Below are 17,342 nucleotides of genomic sequence, written 5' to 3'. Positions count from 1 at the left end.
GCATGGCATCACCTCCACCGGCGAGCACCGGGTTACCCCCCGCACTCTCCGACGCGACCCGCGACGAGACCTCCCTGCGTCGCTTCCTGCACGGCCTGCCCGGCGTCGACCAGGTGGGCGTCGAGCAGCGCGCCGCGGGGCTCGCCACGCGCAGCATCAAGAAGGCCGCCAAGCTGTGGGCCATCGACACCGCCATCGGCATGGTCGACCTCACCACGCTCGAGGGCGCCGACACCGACGGCAAGGTCCGCTCGCTGTGCGCGAAGGCCCGCCGGCCCGACCCCGACCGGGCCGAGGTCCCGCCCGTGGCGGCCGTCTGCGTGTACCCGGACATGGTCGCCACCGCGGTCGAGGCCCTGCGCGGCACCGGCATCGGCGTCGCCAGCGTCGCCACCGCGTTCCCCAGCGGGCGCTCCAGCGTGCCGGTCAAGATCGCCGACACCGAGCTGGCCGTCGCCGCCGGCGCCACCGAGGTCGACATGGTGATCGACCGCGGCGCGTTCCTGTCCGGGCGGTACGGCCGGGTGTTCGACGAGATCGTCACCGTCAAGCACGCCTGCGGCGACGCGCACCTCAAGGTGATCCTGGAGACCGGCGAGCTGGCCACCTACGACAACGTGCGCCGCGCGTCCTGGCTCGCCATGCTGGCCGGCGCCGACTTCATCAAGACCTCGACCGGCAAGATCTCCCCGGCCGCCACCCTGCCGGTCACGCACGTGATGCTGCAGGCCGTCCGCGACTGGCACACCGCGACCGGCGACCGCGTCGGCGTCAAGCCGGCCGGCGGCATCCGCACCACCAAGGACGCCATCCGGTACCTGGTCGCCGTGCACGAGGTCGCCGGCGAGGAGTGGCTGACCCCCGAGAAGTTCCGCTTCGGCGCGTCCAGCCTGCTCAACGACCTGCTGATGCAGCGCCGCGCCCAGCTCGACGGTCACTACAGCGGCCCCGACTACGTAACGGTGGACTGACCATGTGGGAATACGCGCCCGCCCCCGAGTCGCGGGACATCGCCAACCTGCGGCCCAGCTACCGCATGTTCCTCGACGGCGAGTTCGTCGAGGGCGGCGGCGAGCCGCTCAAGACGGTCAACCCGGCCACCGAGGAGGTGCTGGCCGAGGTCTCCACCGCCAATTCGTCCGATGTGGACAAAGCGGTGAAGGCGGCCCGCCGCGCCCACGAGCGGGTCTGGGGCAGGATGCCGGGTGCCGAACGGGCCAAGTACATCTTCCGGATCGCACGGATGATCGCCGAGCGGGCCCGCGAGCTGGCCGTGCTGGAGAGCCTGGACAACGGCAAGCCGATCAGGGAGTCGCGCGACGTCGACGTCCCGACCGCGTCGGCGCACTTCTTCTACCACGCCGGCTGGGCCGACAAGCTCGGCTACGCGGGCCTCGGCCCCGACCCGCGGCCGCTCGGCGTCGCCGGCCAGGTCATCCCGTGGAACTTCCCGCTGCTGATGGCCGCGTGGAAGATCGCGCCCGCGCTGGCCTGCGGCAACACCGTGGTGCTCAAGCCGGCCGAGACCACCCCGCTGACCGCGCTGGTGCTGGCCGAGATCGTGCAGCAGGCCGACCTGCCGCCCGGCGTGGTCAACATCCTGCCCGGCGCGGGCGACGTCGGCGCCGAGCTGGTCGGCCACGCCGGTGTCGACAAGGTCGCGTTCACCGGCTCCACCGACGTCGGCAAGATCATCCAGCGCACGGTCGCCGGCACCGGCAAGAAGCTGACCCTGGAACTGGGCGGCAAGGCGGCCAACGTGGTGTTCGACGACGCCCCGCTCGACCAGGCCGTCGAGGGCATCGTCAACGGCATCTTCTTCAACCAGGGCCACGTGTGCTGCGCCGGTTCGCGGCTGCTGGTGCAGGAGTCGGTGGCCGACGAGCTGCTGGCGAAGCTGCACGCGCGGGTGTCCACCCTGCGCGTCGGCGATCCGCTGGACAAGAACACCGACGTCGGCGCCATCAACTCCCGCGAGCAGCTCGACAAGATCACGTCGTTGGTCGAGTCCGGCGAGGCCGAGGGCGCCCAGCGGTGGACGAGCCCGTGCCCCTTGCCGGAGAAGGGCTTCTTCTTCGCACCGACGGTGTTCGCCGGGGTCAGCCAGGCCATGCGGATCGCCCGCGAGGAGATCTTCGGCCCGGTGCTGTCGGTGCTCACGTTCCGCACCCCCGACGAGGCCGTCGCGAAGGCCAACAACACCCCGTACGGCCTGTCCGCCGGGATCTGGACCGACAAGGGCTCCCGGATCCTGTGGATGGCCGACCGGCTGCGCGCCGGCGTGGTGTGGGCCAACACGTTCAACCGGTTCGACCCGACCGCACCCTTCGGCGGCTACCAGGAGTCCGGCTTCGGCCGGGAGGGTGGCCGCGCTGGACTGGAGGCCTACCTCGATGTCTGAGCGTCTGACCGTCGCCAAGACCTACAAGCTGTACGTCGGCGGCAAGTTCCCCCGGTCCGAGTCCGGCCGCTCCTACCCCGTACGCGACGCGAAGGGCGGCTTCCTCGCCAACGCCGCGCAGGCGTCCCGCAAGGACGTGCGCGAAGCGGTGGTGGCCGCGCGCAAGGCGTTCGGCGGCTGGTCCGGCGCCACCGCCTACAACCGGGGCCAGGTGCTGTACCGGGTCGCGGAGCTGTTGGAGGGCCGCCGGGAGCAGTTCGTGGCCGAGACCTCCGCCGGCGAGGGCGCGAACGGCAAGCGCGCGCAGGCCGGCGTGGACGCCGCGATCGACCGCTGGGTCTGGTACGCGGGCTGGACCGACAAGATCGCCACCGTGCTCGGTGCCGCGAACCCGGTCGCCGGCCCGTACTTCTCGTTCTCCGTACCCGAGCCGACGGGCGTGGTCGGCGTGCTGGCGCCCCAGGCGTCGTCCCTGCTCGGCCTGGTGAGCGTGCTGGCGCCGGCGATCGCGACCGGCAACACCGTGGTCGTGGTGGCGAGCCAGGACCGCCCGCTGCCGGCGATCACCCTGTCCGAGGTGCTGGCGACCTCGGACGTACCGGGCGGCGTGGTCAACATCCTCACCGGCCGCACCGCCGAACTGGCCCCGTGGCTCGCCTCGCACGCCGACGTGAACGCCCTCGACCTCACCGGCGCCCCGGAGTCGATGAGCGCCGAGTTGGAACGCTCCGCGGCCGGCACGGTCAAGCGCGTACTGCGCGCCCGCCCCACCGAACCGGACTGGACCGCGCCCCCGGACATCTCCCGGCTCCGCGCGTTCCTGGAGACCAAGACGGTGTGGCACCCGAAGGGCACCTGATGCCAGCCGGATCCGACCGTCGCGAGGCGGCTCGCCCGGGGCGTCCGCCCGAACCGCGCCACTACCTGTTCGCGCTCACGGACGGCGGCGGCACCGTCCCGCCGGAGGTCGGCGTGGTGCGGCGGCTCGCCGACCGGGGGCACCGTGTCCGCGTGCTCGCCGAGACGTCGATGGAGAAGGCGGTCCGAGCCGTCGGTGCGGAGTTCGTCCCCTGGCGGCCGGAGCCGGCGCCCCACGGCGACGTGCCCGGCCACGCGGCCTACCGTGACTGGGAGACGCGCAGTCCGTGGAAGCTGGCGCGTGGAATGGCCGACCACATGATCGCGGGGCCGGCGCGGGGGCACGCCCGGCGGCTCCTCGCCGTGATCGGGCCGGAGCGCCCCGACGTCGTCGTCACGTCCTTCGTCGCGTTCGGCGCGATGGCGGCGGCGGAGGCGGCGGACCTGCCCTTCCACGTGCTGGTTCCCAACATCTACCCGATCCCGGTCACCGGTCTGCCGCCGATGGGCACGGGCTGGAAACCGGCCCGCACCGGACTCGGGCGGGCGCGGGCCCGCGTCGCCGGTGACGCGAGCACCCGCATGCTCGGCCGTTACGCCCTTCCCCGCCTGAACGAGGTGCGGACGGAACTCGGAACTCCTCCGCTCCGGGTGCTCTGGGACCAGGTGCACCGGGCCCGCCGGCAGCTCCTGCTCACGAGCGCGAGCTTCGACTTCCCGGCGCACCCGCCGTCCGCCGTGCGCTACGTGGGCCCGGTGCTCGACGACCCGGTGTGGGCGCGCGCCGCGGAGTGGCGGGTGCCCGACGGCGACGGGCCGCTGGTCCTCGTGGCCCTCTCGTCGACCTACCAGGGGCAACAGCGCTGTGTGCAGAACGTCGTCGACGCGCTGGCGCGCCTGCGGGTGCGCGGACTCGTCACCACCGGGCCGGGTCTCGACCCACACGAGCTGCGGGGCGGTGGTCACGTCGAGATCGTGCGCTCGGCGCCGCACGGCGAGGTGATCGACCGCGCCGACCTCGTCATCACCCACGGCGGGCACGGCACGGTGATGAAGGCACTCGTCGCCGGCCGCCCGATGGTGGTGCTCCCGCACGGCCGCGACCAGCCCGGCAACGCCGTGCGGGTGGCCGCCCGGGGTGCCGGCGTGGTCGTGCGCCGCACCGCGTCGCCGGGGACGATCGCCCGCGCGGTGCGGAAGGTCCTCGACACCCCCGCCTACGCCGACGCCGCCGGCCGGCTCGGTCACCGCATCCGCACGGAGGTCGAGCACAGTCCCCTGATCGACGAGCTCGAGTCCGGGTGACCCGGCACCGGGGCGGTCGCCGTTCGTGCTCCCCGGTACCGCCGGTGCCGTACTAGCCTGGAGGAAAACAACGGGAGCCACTGGTCACCGGCGCGCGTCAGAGCCGGTGAAGGGGGGAACAGATGACTCACGAGGACCCGGTGCCGCCACCGCCGCCCGGTTACGACGCCGACGAGAGCGCGTTCCAGGCGTTCACCACCGGCTACCGGCCGCTGGCCGACGAGCTGCGCACCGACGGCCTGGCCGGCCACACCACCATGGACGGCGACGCCTTCTCCCGGGTGGGCAACGAGGTCGGGCTCACCGCCGCCCTCCGCGGCATCACCCAGCGGCAGGTCGACCGCATGAACGGCCTGGCCACGAACACCGACTCGATGGCCGACGCCGTGGCCAACACCTGGACCAACTACGCCTCCACCGAGGACGACCACATCCGCGCCATCCGCAGAGCGGAGGGCGAGCAGGCATGACCCTCCAGACCGAGCCGGTGGTGCGGACGCTGGTGTCCCCCGCGGCCGACGCGCAGCGGCAGCTCGCCACCGACGACGGGGCGATCGACGGCGTGGACGCCGCGCACGGCAACGTCCAGACCGCCCTGCACACCTACGACACCGACGCCGGCGCCAGGAACCGCGCGCTGCAGGAGGGCTGGACCGGCGGCTCGGCCAACCGGCAGGCCGGCGACGCCGCATCGATGGCGGCCGCAGCGCGCGACATCAGCACCTACAGCGCCGAGGTGCAGACCGCGGTGCGCGAGGCGGCCGGCATCCTCAAGGTCGGCCAGACCGCCAACCAGCAGCTCATCGACGACTTCATGGACCGCGCCGCCCAGCTGCTGTCCGCGGCGGCCGCGCTCCGCCAGGCCGGCGACCACGCCGGCGCCCAGGCCAAGATCTCCCAGCTGATCCGGCTCGGCGCCCAGGTATCCGGCGAGTCGAGCACGAACCTCGAAGCCGTGATGAACCAGCTCACCGGGGTCGTCACCCGCCTCGACAACGCCGACGGCGGCAGCACGTCACCGTCCGGCGCACCCGGCGGCGGCAACCCGCCGGCCGCCTACAACACCGGCGGCGGAGGCGGTGGCGGGGGCGGCGGTGGGGGCGGCGACTACAGCGGCGGCGGTGGCGGCGTGGTCACCAAGAAGCGCCTCCCGGTCGCGATCCCGCCGCAGCCCGGCACCGGCGTCGCGGTCAACCTTCCCGACGGCAGCACCGTGATGGCCCCGAACGAGACCGCCGCGAAGGCCGTGCGCGCCGCGCTCGGCCAGCTCGGCGTGCCGTACGTGTGGGGCGGCACGTCCCCTGGCGTCGGCCTGGACTGCAGCGGCCTCACCCAGTACGCGTACGGCGAGGGCGGCCTGGAGATCCCGCGCACCTCCCGCGAGCAGGACATCGGCGCCGAGGTCCCGTCCGCCGACCAGCTGCTGCCCGGCGACCTGGTCTGCTGGGAGGGCCACGTCGCCATGTACATCGGCAACGGCCAGATCGTCGAGGCCGGCGACCCGGTCCAGGTCGGCCCCCTGCGAACGACCAACGCCGGCATGCCGTTCGTCGGCTTCTACCGCCCGACCGGATGACGCTCCCCGGCCACGTTTCGGGCGCGAAGGCCGCCCGAATCGGGCACACTGAGCGTGACGAACCGGGGAGGGGAACGTGGCGGACATCGACATCGACCACGAACTCGCGGTGGTGGACCGGCGGGTGCGGGAGGCCGGGGCGCACGCGGCGGCCGAGGTCGCGCGCACCGGACCGATCAGCGGGCGGGCAACGTCGCCGGACGGGGCGATCAGCGTCGAGGTCGCGCCCGGCGGGCTGATCACCGACCTGCGGTTGAGCGACGCGGCGCTCCAGGTCGACATGGAGACCCTGGCCCGGCGGATCACCTCGGTCGCCGAGCGGGCCACCCGGCTCGCCGGCGGCAACATGCACAAGGCGCTCGCGCCCGTCGTCGGTGAGCAGCACCTCGAGTCGCTCGGCTACGTCCCGGTCGACGACGAGGAGGCCGACGCCGACCCGGACGCCGCGTTCGAAGACCCGCTCAAGCACACCGCCGAGCGCGGCCATGGCAGAGGACGCCGGCCGTGATCGACCGTCAGCCGCTCGACCGCAGCACGAAGCAGATGATCGCCGACGGCCGCGCCCGCCAGGAGGCGTTGTCCCAAGTGGACACGATCCTCGGTTCGGTGACCGGCACCGCGCACGACCGGAACGGCACCGTCGAGGTCACCGTCGACGGCCGGGGCAAGCTGCTGAGCCTGCGGCTCGCCCCGGAGGCCGCCCGCTACGGCGCCGACGGGCTGGGCCGGCTGATCGTCAACGTCGCCCGGGTCGCGATGGACGACGCCACCCAGTCCGGCTACAACAAGGTCGCGCTGCTGCTCGGCGACAACCTCACCGAGGCCCTCGAACAGCTCTCCGGCCGGGCCGCCCCCGCCCGTCGCGCCGGCGGTGACGGCGGGATCACCGCCGAGGAGTTCCAGGCCCGCCGCGACGAGCGGCTGCGCCGCGGTGCGCGGGAAACAGCCGGTGAAGACACCTCGGACACGGGTCACGACCCGGATAACGAACTCGCGTCCTTCGACCCATCGTCGCTACGCTCCGACCGGTGATCCACCACGATGTCCGCACCACGTAGAGTGCCGACGCGTTCTGTGTGCCGTTGGAATTGCGTGACCAGGAGGTCCAGCAATGTCTCAGGACATCGTCTCCATCGAGCTCGGCCTGCCCCAGGGCGACCTCGTCACGCTGTGGGCGCCGCGCTGGCGAGAAGACGGTGAGGAATGGGAGGCCTTCCTCGGCCACGAGGACGACCTCTACGCCTTCCCCGACGCCGCGCACCTCGCCGCGTTCGTCCGGACGACCGCCGAGCACGACCTCGCCGACCACCCGGCGTGGGACGTGGTGCCCGAGCTGTCGGTGCCCGAGCTGCTGCCCGACGACGAGCACAGCTACGACCTCGTCGGCGTGCCGGAGCTGGCCGCCGAGGAGCCGGACACGTGGACGATCGGCGAGCTGGCCGACATCATCTCGATCGTGCGGTCGCTCGCGGACGTGTGCGAGCTCGACGAGGTGCACGAGGTGCTGAACTCCGCGGCCGGGTTCGCCGTGCTCGAACAGGGCACGTTCCCGTTCAGCGGGCGCGAGGGCGAGAAGCTGTGGACCGACCTCGCGGAGACCATCTCCCAGCGCTGGGACGAGGTGCTCGACGCCATCGACGAGGTGGTGTACGTGCCCGAGGTCGACAAGGCGACCCTCGACGAGACCACCGACGAGCTCGCGGCCTACCAGGCGGAGTCCGAGGAGGCCGAGGACGCCCTGGCCACCGAGGACGCGGAGGACATCGACTCCGACACCGCCGAGACCTCCGACACCGAGGAGTCCGAAGAGGACACCGCGGCGGAGGAAGAGGAGGAGCCGGTCGGGTTCTGGGCCGAGGTGGGGATCGACCCGATCAAGATCATCACCGCCGAGGCGGAGTACTACACACTGCGCTGCTACCTCGACGACGAGCCGATCTTCCTGGGCAGTGACGGGAAGATCACGGTGACCAAGTCGGCCAGGGCGCTGGCGAAGTACCTCGCCACGGTGCCCGCCGGGGACAACGACCTCGCCGAGGTGTCGACGTGGGACGAGGTCGCCACCAAGGCCACCGACGGCAGCCTCGACATCGAGGTGGAGACCGACAACACCTACGTGCTCAACGGGTTGGCCGACGACCTCGGCGAGGGCCCGGACGCCGTCGACCCGGTCCAGCTGGACCTGGCGGTGGAACTGCTCACCGACGCCGCGGACTGGGCCGACGACAAGCGCGTCACCGAGGCGCTGGCGCAGTCGGAGAGCCTGGGCTGGCTGGTGTCGTTCGTGCTGCGGCCCGACCCGACGCGGATGCGACCCAGCGCGCCGTTCGACAAGGAGCAGACCGCCTGGCAGCGCCTGGTCGAGTCGTTCGAGAACCGGCTGTCGCTGCCGTCGTGAGCAAGCCGTGAGGGCGGGCAGGCGCCGACCTGCCCGCCGCTCGCTCAGCCGGTCAGCGCCGCGTAGCCCGGCTTGATGATCTCGTTGATGATCGCCAGGCGTTCGTCGAAGCCGATGAACGCCGACTTCATCGCGTTGATGGTGAACCACCGCAGGTCCGCCCAGCCGTAGCCGAACGCGTCCACCAGCGCCGACATCTCGGTCGACGGCAGGCAGTTCGACATCAGGCGGTTGTCGGTGTTGACCGTGACGCGGAAGCGCAGCTTGGTCAGCAGCCCGATCGGGTGCTCGGCGATCGACGGCGCGGCGCCGGTCTGCACGTTCGACGACGGGCACATCTCCAGCGGGATGCGGCGGTCGCGGACGTAGCTCGCCAGGCGCCCCAGGTGGATGGTGCCGTCCTCGTCGACCTTGATGTCGTCGACGATCCGCACGCCGTGGCCGAGCCGCTCGGCGCCGCAGTGCTGGATGGCCTCCCAGATCGACGGCAGCCCGAACGCCTCGCCGGCGTGGATGGTGAAGTGGTGGTTCTGCTGGCGCAGGTACTCGAACGCGTCCAGGTTCCGGGTGGGCGGGAAACCCGCCTCCGGGCCGGCGATGTCGAAGCCGACCACCCCGGTGTCCCGGTGCCGCACCGCGAGCTCGGCGATCTCCAGCGACCGGGCGTTCTGGCGCATCGCGCACAGCAGCGTGCCGATCCTGATGCGGCGGCCGCGTTCGAGCGCGCGCCGCTCGCCCTGGCGGAAGCCCTCCTGCACGGCCTCGACGATCTCGTCGAGGTGCAGCCCGCGCTCGCTGAACAGCTCGGGCGCGTAGCGGACCTCCGCGTAGACCACGCCGTCGTCGGCCAGGTCCTCCGCGCACTCGGCGGCCACCCGCACGAGCGCGTCCCTGGTCTGCATGACGCCGCAGGTGTGCGCGAACGTCTCCAGGTAGCGGACGAGCGAACCCGAGTCGGCGGCGTCCCGGAACCACGCGCCGAGCGCCGCGGTGTCGTCGGTGGGTAGGTCGGGGTAGCCGGCGGCGTCCGCCAGCTCGATCACGGTGGCGGGGCGGAGACCGCCGTCCAGGTGATCATGGAGTAGAACTTTGGGAGCGGCGCGGACAGCCTCCGGGGTCACCGGAACGGGGTTCGGCATGGACATGGTGCAACGGTACTCAACGAGGGGTGTCATCCGATCGGGTAAGCAGGGCGCCACGTAAGGTCATCCTCCGGCGCGACGTTCGCGCTACGACATTCCTCCTATCGGCCCAAAAGATCGTCATCGGGCCTGCAACGAACTAACGGGTGGTGTATGGACGCGTTCTGGGAGTGGCTAGGCTCCCCCACGTCGGCCCTGCCCCTCCCCACGACGAAGGCCACCTCCGTGAACGAGAACAACAACTCGACGGTGTCGTTCGACCGGATGCGCAACATGTTGGTGCGCGCGGCCGAGATCCGTGAGAGCGAACAGCAGCAGATCTTCGACACGCTCGACGAGATCCACGCCAGGCTGTCCCCGCTCGAGTCCATCGGCTCGGTGCGCAAGCGCCTCTCCGAGATGCCGGACCGTACCGAGCTGGGCGCGCTGTCGGCCAAGGTCGATGACGCGCTGGCCAGGCTGGAGGCCCAGGACGGTGTCATCGCGGCGATCGGGCGGGCCGTCGAGGGCATCGTGGACAAGCTCGCCACGCCCTTCGCCCAGCTGGACGGGCGGCTGGACGGAGTGGCCGGCCGCTTCGAGGGCGTCGCGGGGCGGATGGACGGGCTCGAGGACAAGCTGGCGAACATCCACCGGCGCATCGACGAACTCGACGCGCACCTGGACAAGCACCTCGACAAGCAGGACACCAAGCTCGACGCCCTGCCGGCCGCGGTGCACGGCCCGGTCCGCGAGCGCGTCGACCTGGCCGAGCAGAACCTGCGCGGCCGGCTCGACGAGGTCGACGGCGCGGTGCGGGGCCAGGTCGAGGCGGCCCGCGAGGCGCTGCGCCAGTCGGTGGCCGACGGGGTCGACCAGGTGCAGGGCAGGCTCGGCGACACGGCCGACGCGCTGCACAACAACATCGACGAGAAGGCCACCGGCGTGCGCGGCGCGGTCGCCGAGGCGCGCAAGTCGGTGCAGGACGCCATCGAGGACACCAAGTCGACGGTGGACGGCACCGAGCGGCTGGAGTCCCTCGCGGCCCGGCTGGAGCAGGTGACCGGCCGCCTGGACGACCTGACGACCCGACTCGACCTGGTCGAGGACGGGTTCACCCAGAAGATCACCGACATGGGGTCGACGATCACCGAGGGTCTCAGCAAGGTCGAGGGCACGCTGACCAAGCAGCCCGACTCCGAGTCGGTCGCGTCGATGGTGAAGAAGAGCAACGAGGAGTCCGAGCGGCGCATCGGCGGCCACCTGGACGAGGCGATGGCGACGTTCGCGGAGCTGATGATGGGCGGCGGCGCGCAGCCCCCGCGCCCGCCGGCGACCCTGCCGAGGCAGACCGCCCGCCGCCGCAACGGCAAGGCGCAGAAGAACAACCGCACCGAGGAGACCGACGACACCGAGGTCTCGAGCTAGTAGCCGCGATGCCCTGAAGGCGACCTTCGAGACGGCCAGCGTCGGAGAAGGTCACCTTCAGGGCGTTTCCGTCGGTGCCCGGTGCGATCATGTGGGCATGAAGGAGACGCTGCACAGGTACCTGCGCGACGGGCGCGACGTGATGCTGTGGAAGCTCGACGGGCTCGGGGAGTACGACATCCGGCGCCCGCTGACGCCGACCGGCACGAACCTGCTCGGGCTCGTCAAGCACCTGGCCGGCTGCGAGATCGACTACTTCGGGTTCACCTTCGGCCGCCCGTTCGCCGACCTCCCGCCCTGGTACCACGACGAGACGACCCCGAACGTCGACATGTGGGCCACCGCCGAGGAGTCCCGCGAGGACATCGTCGGGCTGTACCGGCGGGCCTGCGCGCACTCGGACGCCACGATCGAGGCGCTCGCGCTGGACTCGGTCGGGCGGGTGCCGCACTGGCCGGCGGAGCGGGCCGAGATCCCCCTGCACCACGCCCTGGTGCACATGACCGCCGAGACCCATCGGCACGCCGGCCACGCCGACATCGTCCGCGAACTGGTCGACGGGGCCGCCGGGCTGGTGGCCCGCAACGACAACCTGCCGCCCGGCGACGCGGCCTGGTGGACGGACTACCGCGCCGGGCTGGAGCGGGTGGCCGCCGGGGTCAGGGACGGATCGTCTCGATGACCAGCGGGGTCGTCGGCGGAGCCTCGTCGGCGACCACGATCGCGTCGGCCAACACGTCCAGCGCGGCCGGAACGGCGTCCGGGGTGTCCGTACGCAGCTCCAGCACCGGCTCCCCGGCCCGCACCCGCTCGCCCGGCTTCGCGCGGCACACGACGCCGGCAGCGGCCTGTACGGGGTCCTCCTTGCGTGCCCGCCCGGCCCCGAGCCGCCACGCGGCCACGCCGACCGCCCGGGCGTCCAGCGCGGCCACCACGCCGTCCCGGTCCGCGGTGACCGTCTCCACGTGCGCCGGCGACGGCAGCTCGGCGTCCGGGTCGCCGCCCTGCGCGGTGATCATCGCCCGCCACGTGTCGTAGGCCCGCCCGGAGGCGAGCACCTCCGCCGGGTCGGCGTCGATCCCCGCCAGCGCGAGCATCTCCCTGGCCAGCGCCAGCGTCAGCTCCACCACGTCGGCCGGCCCGCCGCCGCGCAGCACCTCGACCGCCTCGGCGACCTCGACCGCGTTGCCGACCGCGCGCCCCAGCGGCGTCGACATGTCCGTCAGCAGCGCCGAGATCCGCAGCCCGTGGTCGACACCGATCTCCACCAGCGCCGAGGCAAGCTCGCGGGCCGCGGCCAGGTCCGGCATGAACGCGCCGGAGCCGACCTTCACGTCCAGCACCAGCCCGCCCGCGCCCTCGGCGATCTTCTTCGACATGATCGACGACGCGATCAGCGGCACGCACTCGACGGTCGCCGTCACGTCCCGCAGCGCGTACAGCTTGCGGTCGGCCGGCGCCAGCCCCTCGGTCGGCGCGCACACCACCGCCCCCACCGACGTCAGCTGCGCGCCGATCTCCTCGGTCGACAGCCGCGCGCGCCAACCGGGGATGGACTCCAGCTTGTCCAGGGTGCCCCCGGTGTGCCCCAGCCCGCGCCCGGACAGCTGCGGCACCGCCGCACCGCACGCGGCAACCAGCGGCGCCAGCGGCAGCGTGATCTTGTCGCCGACGCCGCCGGTGGAGTGCTTGTCGACGGTCGGGCGCCCGGTCGGCCAGCTCAGCCGCTCGCCGGACTCGACCATCGCGCGGGTCCAGCGCGCGGTCTCGGCGGCGGTCATCCCGTTGAGGAAGATCGCCATGGCCAGCGCGGACATCTGCTCGTCGGCGACCACGTCCCGGGTGTAGGCGTCGACGACCCAGTCGATCTGCTCGTCGGTCAGCCGCCCGCCGTCCCGCTTGGCCCGGATGACGTCGACGGCCGAGAGACCACTCATGGCAGGTCGTCCGGACCGAAGGCGTGCGGCAGCACCTCGCTCATCGGCATGGCGCCGGCCGGGGTGTCCAGCAGGCACTCCGGGCCGCCGAACTCGTAGAGCACCTGGCGACACCGCCCGCACGGCATCAGCAGCTCGCCGTTCCCGCCGCGGCAGGCGACCGCGACCAGCCGCCCGCCGCCGGACAGCCGCAGCTGCCCCACCATCGTGCATTCGGCGCACAGCCCGAGCCCGTAGGAGGCGTTCTCCACGTTGCACCCGGTGACCATTCGGCCGTCGTCGACCAGCGCGGCCACGCCGACCTGGAGTCCCGAGTACGGGCAGTAGGCCGAGGCCGCCGCGGTGGTCGCGGCCTCCCGCAGCGTCGTCCAGTCCACGTCAGTCACCTTCACCTCGCCGGTACGGGACGCCGTTGGCCGCGGGTGGTCGTAGGCGCTGCGCCGCGAGGGCCAGCACGACCAGCGTGATGATGTGCGGGGTGTACGGCAGGAACTGGGTCGGCAGCTCGTCGCTCGCGTAGTACAGCGCGTACACCACGACCGCACCGACCGCCGCCAGCATCGCCGTCCGCCACTTCCGCCGCCACAGCTGCCAGATCACCAGCAGCCCGGCCGAGATCACCGCCGCGTACAGCAACGCGTGCACGGTCTCCGGGCCGGCCGACAGCCGCAGCCCGTCGGCGTAGCCGAACAGGGTCGCGCCGGCGAGCGTGCCGCCCGGCGTCCAGTTGCCGAAGATCATCGCGGCCAGGCCGATGAACCCGCGGTTGGCGGTCTGCCCCTCGGAGTAGATCGACGGGCTGGAGCCGAGCACCAGCGCCGCCCCACCGATGCCGGCGAGCGCGCCGGACATCACCACGGCGACGTACTTGTGGAAGTACACGTTCACGCCGAGCGACTCGGCCGCGACCGGGTTCTCCCCGCAGGAGCGCAGCCGCAGCCCGAACCGGGACCGCCACAGCACCAGGTAGGTACCGACGACCAGCAGGATCGTGATGATCAGCATCGGCGACACCCTGGTCACCAGGCCGCCGAGCAGGCCGGCGACGTCGGAGATCACCACGCGCTGCTCGTTCTCCAGGTCGGTGAGCCAGTCGCCGAGGGGCTGGGCGGAGAACGTCTCGAACTGCTCGATCGGCGGCGAGTCGCGCGGGTTCTGCGACAGCGGCTCGAAGATCAGCACCGCCAGGTACTTGGTGACGCCCATGCCGAGCAGGTTGATCGCCACCCCGGACACGATGTGGTTGACCCCGAAGGTGACCGTGGCGATCGCGTGCAGCAGGCCGCCGAGCGCGCCGAACAGCGCGCCGGACAGCACCGCGACCCACGGGCCGCCGTGCAGACCGCCCCAGGCCGCCCCCCAGGTACCGAGGACCATCATGCCCTCGAGCCCGATGTTGATCATGCCGGAGCGTTCGGCCCAGATGCCGCCGAGTCCGGCGAGCAGGATCGGCACCCCGAGGGTCACCGTGTTCTGCATGGTCAGCGACGAGGTCAGCGCCGGCTTGCCGGTGAGGTAGGAGGTGGTGGCGAGCACGCCGACCACCGCGACCACTCCGATCAGGAAGATCGCCCAGGCGGGCAGCGTCCTGCGCCGGGGCGCGGCCGGCATCGTCATCACGGACGATCCGGGCCCGGTGTCGGCCGTGCTCATTTCCCGTCACCCCCGACCTGTTCGGCTGGTTTCGCGGTGCCCAGCGCGCGGCCGACCCGGCGTTGTTCGGCCGCGAGGTCCATCCGCTTGACGATCTCGTAGGCGACGACCACCGACAGCACGATCGAGCCCTGCATGATCGTGGCGATCTCCCGTGGCACCCCGACGTTGTCCAGCGCCACCTTCGACTTCTCCAGGAACGCCCACAGCAGCGAGCCGAACGCGATGCCGACCGGGTGGTTGCGGCCGAGCAGCGCGATGCCGATGCCGGCGAACCCGTAGCCGGCGGCGAAGTTCAGCGTGTAGGCGTGGTCGCGGCCGAGGATCTCCGGCATGCCGACCAGGCCGGCGACCGCGCCGGAGACCAGCAGCGAGACCACGACCATCTTCTTCGCGTTGACGCCACCCGCCGCGGCCGCGGTCGGCGACTCGCCGGACGCCTTGAGCTCGAAGCCGAACCGGGTCCGCTTCATCACGATGCCGTACACGGCGGCGACGACCACGGCCAGGAACACCAGGCCGAAGACGGTGCCCCGGTCGCCCAGGTCGATGCCCGGCACCCGGCCGGAGTCCGGGATCGGCTCGGTGGAGACGTTGTTGCCGACCAGGATGCCGAACATGTCGCGGCGGATCAGGTAGGCGGCCAGTCCGAACGCGATCGCGTTCATCATGATCGTGGAGAGCACCTCGTGCACCCCGCGGGTCACCTTGAGGATCGCCGGCAGCAGCGCCCACAGCGCGCCGGCGAGCGAGGCGACCACCAGGATCACCAGCCAGTGCAGCACCGGCGGCAGCACCAGCGCGCTGCCGACGATGGCCGCGACCAGCGCGCCGATCCGGTACTGGCCCTCGATGCCGATGTTCAGCAGGTTCATCTGGAACCCGATGGCGGCGGCCAGGGCGGCCAGCATGTAGATGGCCGTGCTGTTGACGATGTCGACCGCGACCTGGCCCTTGCCCACGTGGCCGATCATCACGCCGAGCGCGTCTGCCGGGTTGGCCCCGGACGCCAGCAGGGCGAGCGCGCAGAGCAGCGCGGAGAACGCGATCGCGAGCGTCGGCGCCAGCAGCGTCGAACGCAGCTTGGCGGTCACCTCGTCTCCCCTTCTTCAATGTGGTCCACCCGGTCGGAGCCGGCGCCGGTCATCGCCGAGCCGAGGTCCTCGGGGGTCACGGTCGTCGGGTCGGCGTCGGCGACGAACCGGCCGCGCAGCATGACCAGGATCGAGTCGGACAGACCGATCAGCTCGTCCAGGTCGGCGGAGACCAGCAGCACGGCGAGCCCGCGGGCGCGGGCGGAGCGGATCTGGTCCCAGATGGCGGCCTGCGCGCCGACGTCGACGCCGCGGGTCGGGTGCGAGGCGATCAGCAGCACCGGGTCGCCGGAGAGCTCCCGGCCGACCACGAGCTTCTGCTGGTTGCCGCCGGACAGCGAGGCCGCGGCCACCTCGATGCCGGGCGTGCGCACGTCGAACTCCTCGACGATGCGCTCGGTGTCCCGGCGGGCGCCGGCGATGTCGAGCATCGCGCCGCGCGCCGTGGGACGTCTGGTCTGGTGGCCGAGGATCCGGTTCGCCCACAGCGGCTGGGTGAGCAGCAGACCGTGGCGGGTGCGGTCCTCGGGGATGTAGCCGATGCCGGCCTCGCGGCGGGCCAGCGTGCCGGCTTTGGTCAGGTCCTTGCCGGCGAGCAGCACCCGGCCCTCGGCGGCGCGGCGCATGCCCATGATCGTCTCGACCAGCTCGGTCTGCCCGTTGCCCTCGACCCCGGCGATGCCGAGCACCTCGCCGGAGCGGATCACCAGGTCGAGCGAGTCCAGCAGGGTGCGGTCGTCCTGGGTGCGCAGGGTGAGGCCCTCGACCCGCAGCACCTCGTCGTCGCCGATCGGGGTGTGCCGGTGTTCGGGGCTGGGCAGCTCGCTGCCGACCATCATCTCGGCGAGCTGGCGGGAGCTGACCGTGCGCGGGTCGACGGTGCCGACGGTGGTGCCGCGGCGGATCACGGTGACGGTGTCCGCGATCGTGCGCACCTCGTCGAGCTTGTGGGAGATGAACAGGAAGGTGTAGCCGTCCGCGCGCATCGAGCGCAGCGTCTCGAACAGCTCGTCGACCTCCTGCGGGACGAGCACGGCGGTCGGCTCGTCGAGGATGACGATGCGCGCGCCGCGGTAGAGCACCTTGAGGATCTCCACCCGCTGCCGGTCGGCCACGCCGAGACGTTCGACCAGCGTGTCCGGGTCGACGTCCAGCCCGGTCGCGCCGGCGAGCTCGCGGATCCTGGCCTTCGCGCGCCTGCCGATGCCGTGCAGGCCCTCGGCGCCGAGGACCACGTTCTCCAGCACGGTCAGGTTGTCGGCGAGCATGAAGTGCTGGTGCACCATGCCGATGCCGGCCTTGATGGCCTCGGCCGGGGACCGGAAGCGGACCGGCTCGCCACCCACCTCGATGGTGCCCTCGTCGGGGGCCTGCATCCCGTAGAGGATCTTCATCAGGGTGGACTTGCCCGCGCCGTTCTCCCCGCACAGCGCGTGCACCTCGCCCGCGCGCACGGTCAGGTGCACGTCGGAGTTGGCGACCACGCCGGGGAAGCGCTTGGTGATGCCGGTCAGCGCGACGGCGGGCGGCTGAGCCGGCTCGGACTCGGTGTCGGTCACGGGACACCCTTT

General features: G+C 72.2%; 17 protein-coding genes. 11 read left to right on the top strand and 6 right to left on the bottom strand.

Annotated features, from left to right (window positions below; all coding sequences use genetic code 11):
- Nucleotides 1–2 precede the first annotated feature (2 nt).
- From deoC to JT362_RS23985, 9 genes are all read left to right on the top strand, one after another.
- A complete protein-coding gene (gene deoC / locus JT362_RS24025) occupies nucleotides 3–971 on the top strand; it encodes a deoxyribose-phosphate aldolase (RefSeq protein WP_260193945.1) in 969 nt (322 codons plus the stop codon).
- Nucleotides 968–2,401 carry an aldehyde dehydrogenase family protein gene (locus tag JT362_RS24020; RefSeq protein WP_260194142.1) on the top strand — a complete coding sequence of 478 codons (1,434 nt, stop codon included), beginning with the start codon at nucleotides 968–970 and terminating at the stop codon, nucleotides 2,399–2,401. The genes deoC and JT362_RS24020 overlap by 4 nt, the downstream gene beginning before the upstream one ends.
- Nucleotides 2,394–3,260: an aldehyde dehydrogenase family protein gene (locus JT362_RS24015; RefSeq protein ID WP_260193944.1), complete on the top strand. Its 867-nt coding sequence runs from the start codon at nucleotides 2,394–2,396 to the stop codon at nucleotides 3,258–3,260. Before JT362_RS24020 ends, JT362_RS24015 begins: the two co-directional genes overlap by 8 nt.
- The gene (locus tag JT362_RS24010; RefSeq protein ID WP_260193943.1) at nucleotides 3,260–4,564 is read left to right on the top strand and encodes a nucleotide disphospho-sugar-binding domain-containing protein; all 1,305 of its coding nucleotides are present in this window, start codon (nucleotides 3,260–3,262) and stop codon (nucleotides 4,562–4,564) included. Before JT362_RS24015 ends, JT362_RS24010 begins: the two co-directional genes overlap by 1 nt.
- A gap of 122 nt (nucleotides 4,565–4,686) precedes the next feature.
- A complete protein-coding gene (locus tag JT362_RS24005; protein ID WP_260193942.1) occupies nucleotides 4,687–5,034 on the top strand; it encodes a hypothetical protein in 348 nt (115 codons plus the stop codon).
- Complete coding sequence (locus JT362_RS35460) at nucleotides 5,031–6,140, top strand: C40 family peptidase (RefSeq protein ID WP_311202745.1); 1,110 nt, start codon at nucleotides 5,031–5,033, stop codon at nucleotides 6,138–6,140. The genes JT362_RS24005 and JT362_RS35460 overlap by 4 nt, the downstream gene beginning before the upstream one ends.
- 76 nt (nucleotides 6,141–6,216) lie before the next feature.
- A complete protein-coding gene (locus JT362_RS23995) occupies nucleotides 6,217–6,648 on the top strand; it encodes a YbaB/EbfC family nucleoid-associated protein (protein WP_260193940.1) in 432 nt (143 codons plus the stop codon).
- Nucleotides 6,645–7,172: a YbaB/EbfC family nucleoid-associated protein gene (locus JT362_RS23990; protein ID WP_260193939.1), complete on the top strand. Its 528-nt coding sequence runs from the start codon at nucleotides 6,645–6,647 to the stop codon at nucleotides 7,170–7,172. Before JT362_RS23995 ends, JT362_RS23990 begins: the two co-directional genes overlap by 4 nt.
- Nucleotides 7,173–7,251: 79 nt before the next feature.
- Entirely contained in the window at nucleotides 7,252–8,538 is a 1,287-nt protein-coding gene (locus JT362_RS23985) for a SatS C-terminal domain-containing protein (RefSeq protein WP_260193938.1), read from the top strand.
- Between the two features lie 44 nt (nucleotides 8,539–8,582).
- On the opposite strand, the gene JT362_RS23980 is transcribed toward JT362_RS23985, so the two are convergent.
- Nucleotides 8,583–9,677 (bottom strand): adenosine deaminase, encoded by a 1,095-nt coding sequence (locus tag JT362_RS23980; protein WP_260194140.1) that lies wholly within the window; start codon nucleotides 9,675–9,677, stop codon nucleotides 8,583–8,585.
- A 267-nt stretch (nucleotides 9,678–9,944) separates the two neighbouring features.
- Here JT362_RS23980 and JT362_RS23975 point away from each other — a divergent pair, with 267 nt between their 5' ends.
- On the top strand, nucleotides 9,945–11,087 hold the full coding sequence (locus JT362_RS23975; protein ID WP_260194139.1) for an apolipoprotein A1/A4/E family protein: 1,143 nt from the start codon (nucleotides 9,945–9,947) through the stop codon (nucleotides 11,085–11,087).
- A gap of 97 nt (nucleotides 11,088–11,184) precedes the next feature.
- Entirely contained in the window at nucleotides 11,185–11,769 is a 585-nt protein-coding gene (locus tag JT362_RS23970; RefSeq protein WP_260193937.1) for a DinB family protein, read from the top strand.
- Here JT362_RS23970 and JT362_RS23965 read toward each other — a convergent pair.
- The 5 genes from JT362_RS23965 to JT362_RS23945 are packed head-to-tail and all read right to left on the bottom strand — an operon-like array spanning nucleotide 11,747 to nucleotide 17,330.
- A complete protein-coding gene (locus tag JT362_RS23965) occupies nucleotides 11,747–13,024 on the bottom strand; it encodes a thymidine phosphorylase (protein ID WP_260193936.1) in 1,278 nt (425 codons plus the stop codon). The genes JT362_RS23970 and JT362_RS23965 overlap by 23 nt on opposite strands.
- Nucleotides 13,021–13,410, bottom strand: coding sequence for a cytidine deaminase (locus JT362_RS23960; protein WP_260193935.1), 390 nt, complete (start codon nucleotides 13,408–13,410; stop codon nucleotides 13,021–13,023). The genes JT362_RS23965 and JT362_RS23960 overlap by 4 nt, the downstream gene beginning before the upstream one ends.
- A complete protein-coding gene (locus tag JT362_RS23955; RefSeq protein ID WP_260193933.1) occupies nucleotides 13,403–14,677 on the bottom strand; it encodes an ABC transporter permease in 1,275 nt (424 codons plus the stop codon). Before JT362_RS23955 ends, JT362_RS23960 begins: the two co-directional genes overlap by 8 nt.
- On the bottom strand, nucleotides 14,674–15,771 hold the full coding sequence (locus JT362_RS23950) for an ABC transporter permease (RefSeq protein ID WP_260193932.1): 1,098 nt from the start codon (nucleotides 15,769–15,771) through the stop codon (nucleotides 14,674–14,676). The genes JT362_RS23955 and JT362_RS23950 overlap by 4 nt, the downstream gene beginning before the upstream one ends.
- Nucleotides 15,768–17,330: an ABC transporter ATP-binding protein gene (locus JT362_RS23945; protein ID WP_260193931.1), complete on the bottom strand. Its 1,563-nt coding sequence runs from the start codon at nucleotides 17,328–17,330 to the stop codon at nucleotides 15,768–15,770. The genes JT362_RS23950 and JT362_RS23945 overlap by 4 nt, the downstream gene beginning before the upstream one ends.
- Nucleotides 17,331–17,342: the final 12 nt, after the last annotated feature.

It is taken from the genome of Actinophytocola gossypii, assembly GCF_025165815.1.
In the GTDB taxonomy this organism is placed as follows: Bacteria; Actinomycetota; Actinomycetes; order Mycobacteriales; family Pseudonocardiaceae; genus Actinophytocola; species Actinophytocola gossypii.
This window is presented reverse-complemented; position numbering and strand designations above follow the sequence as displayed.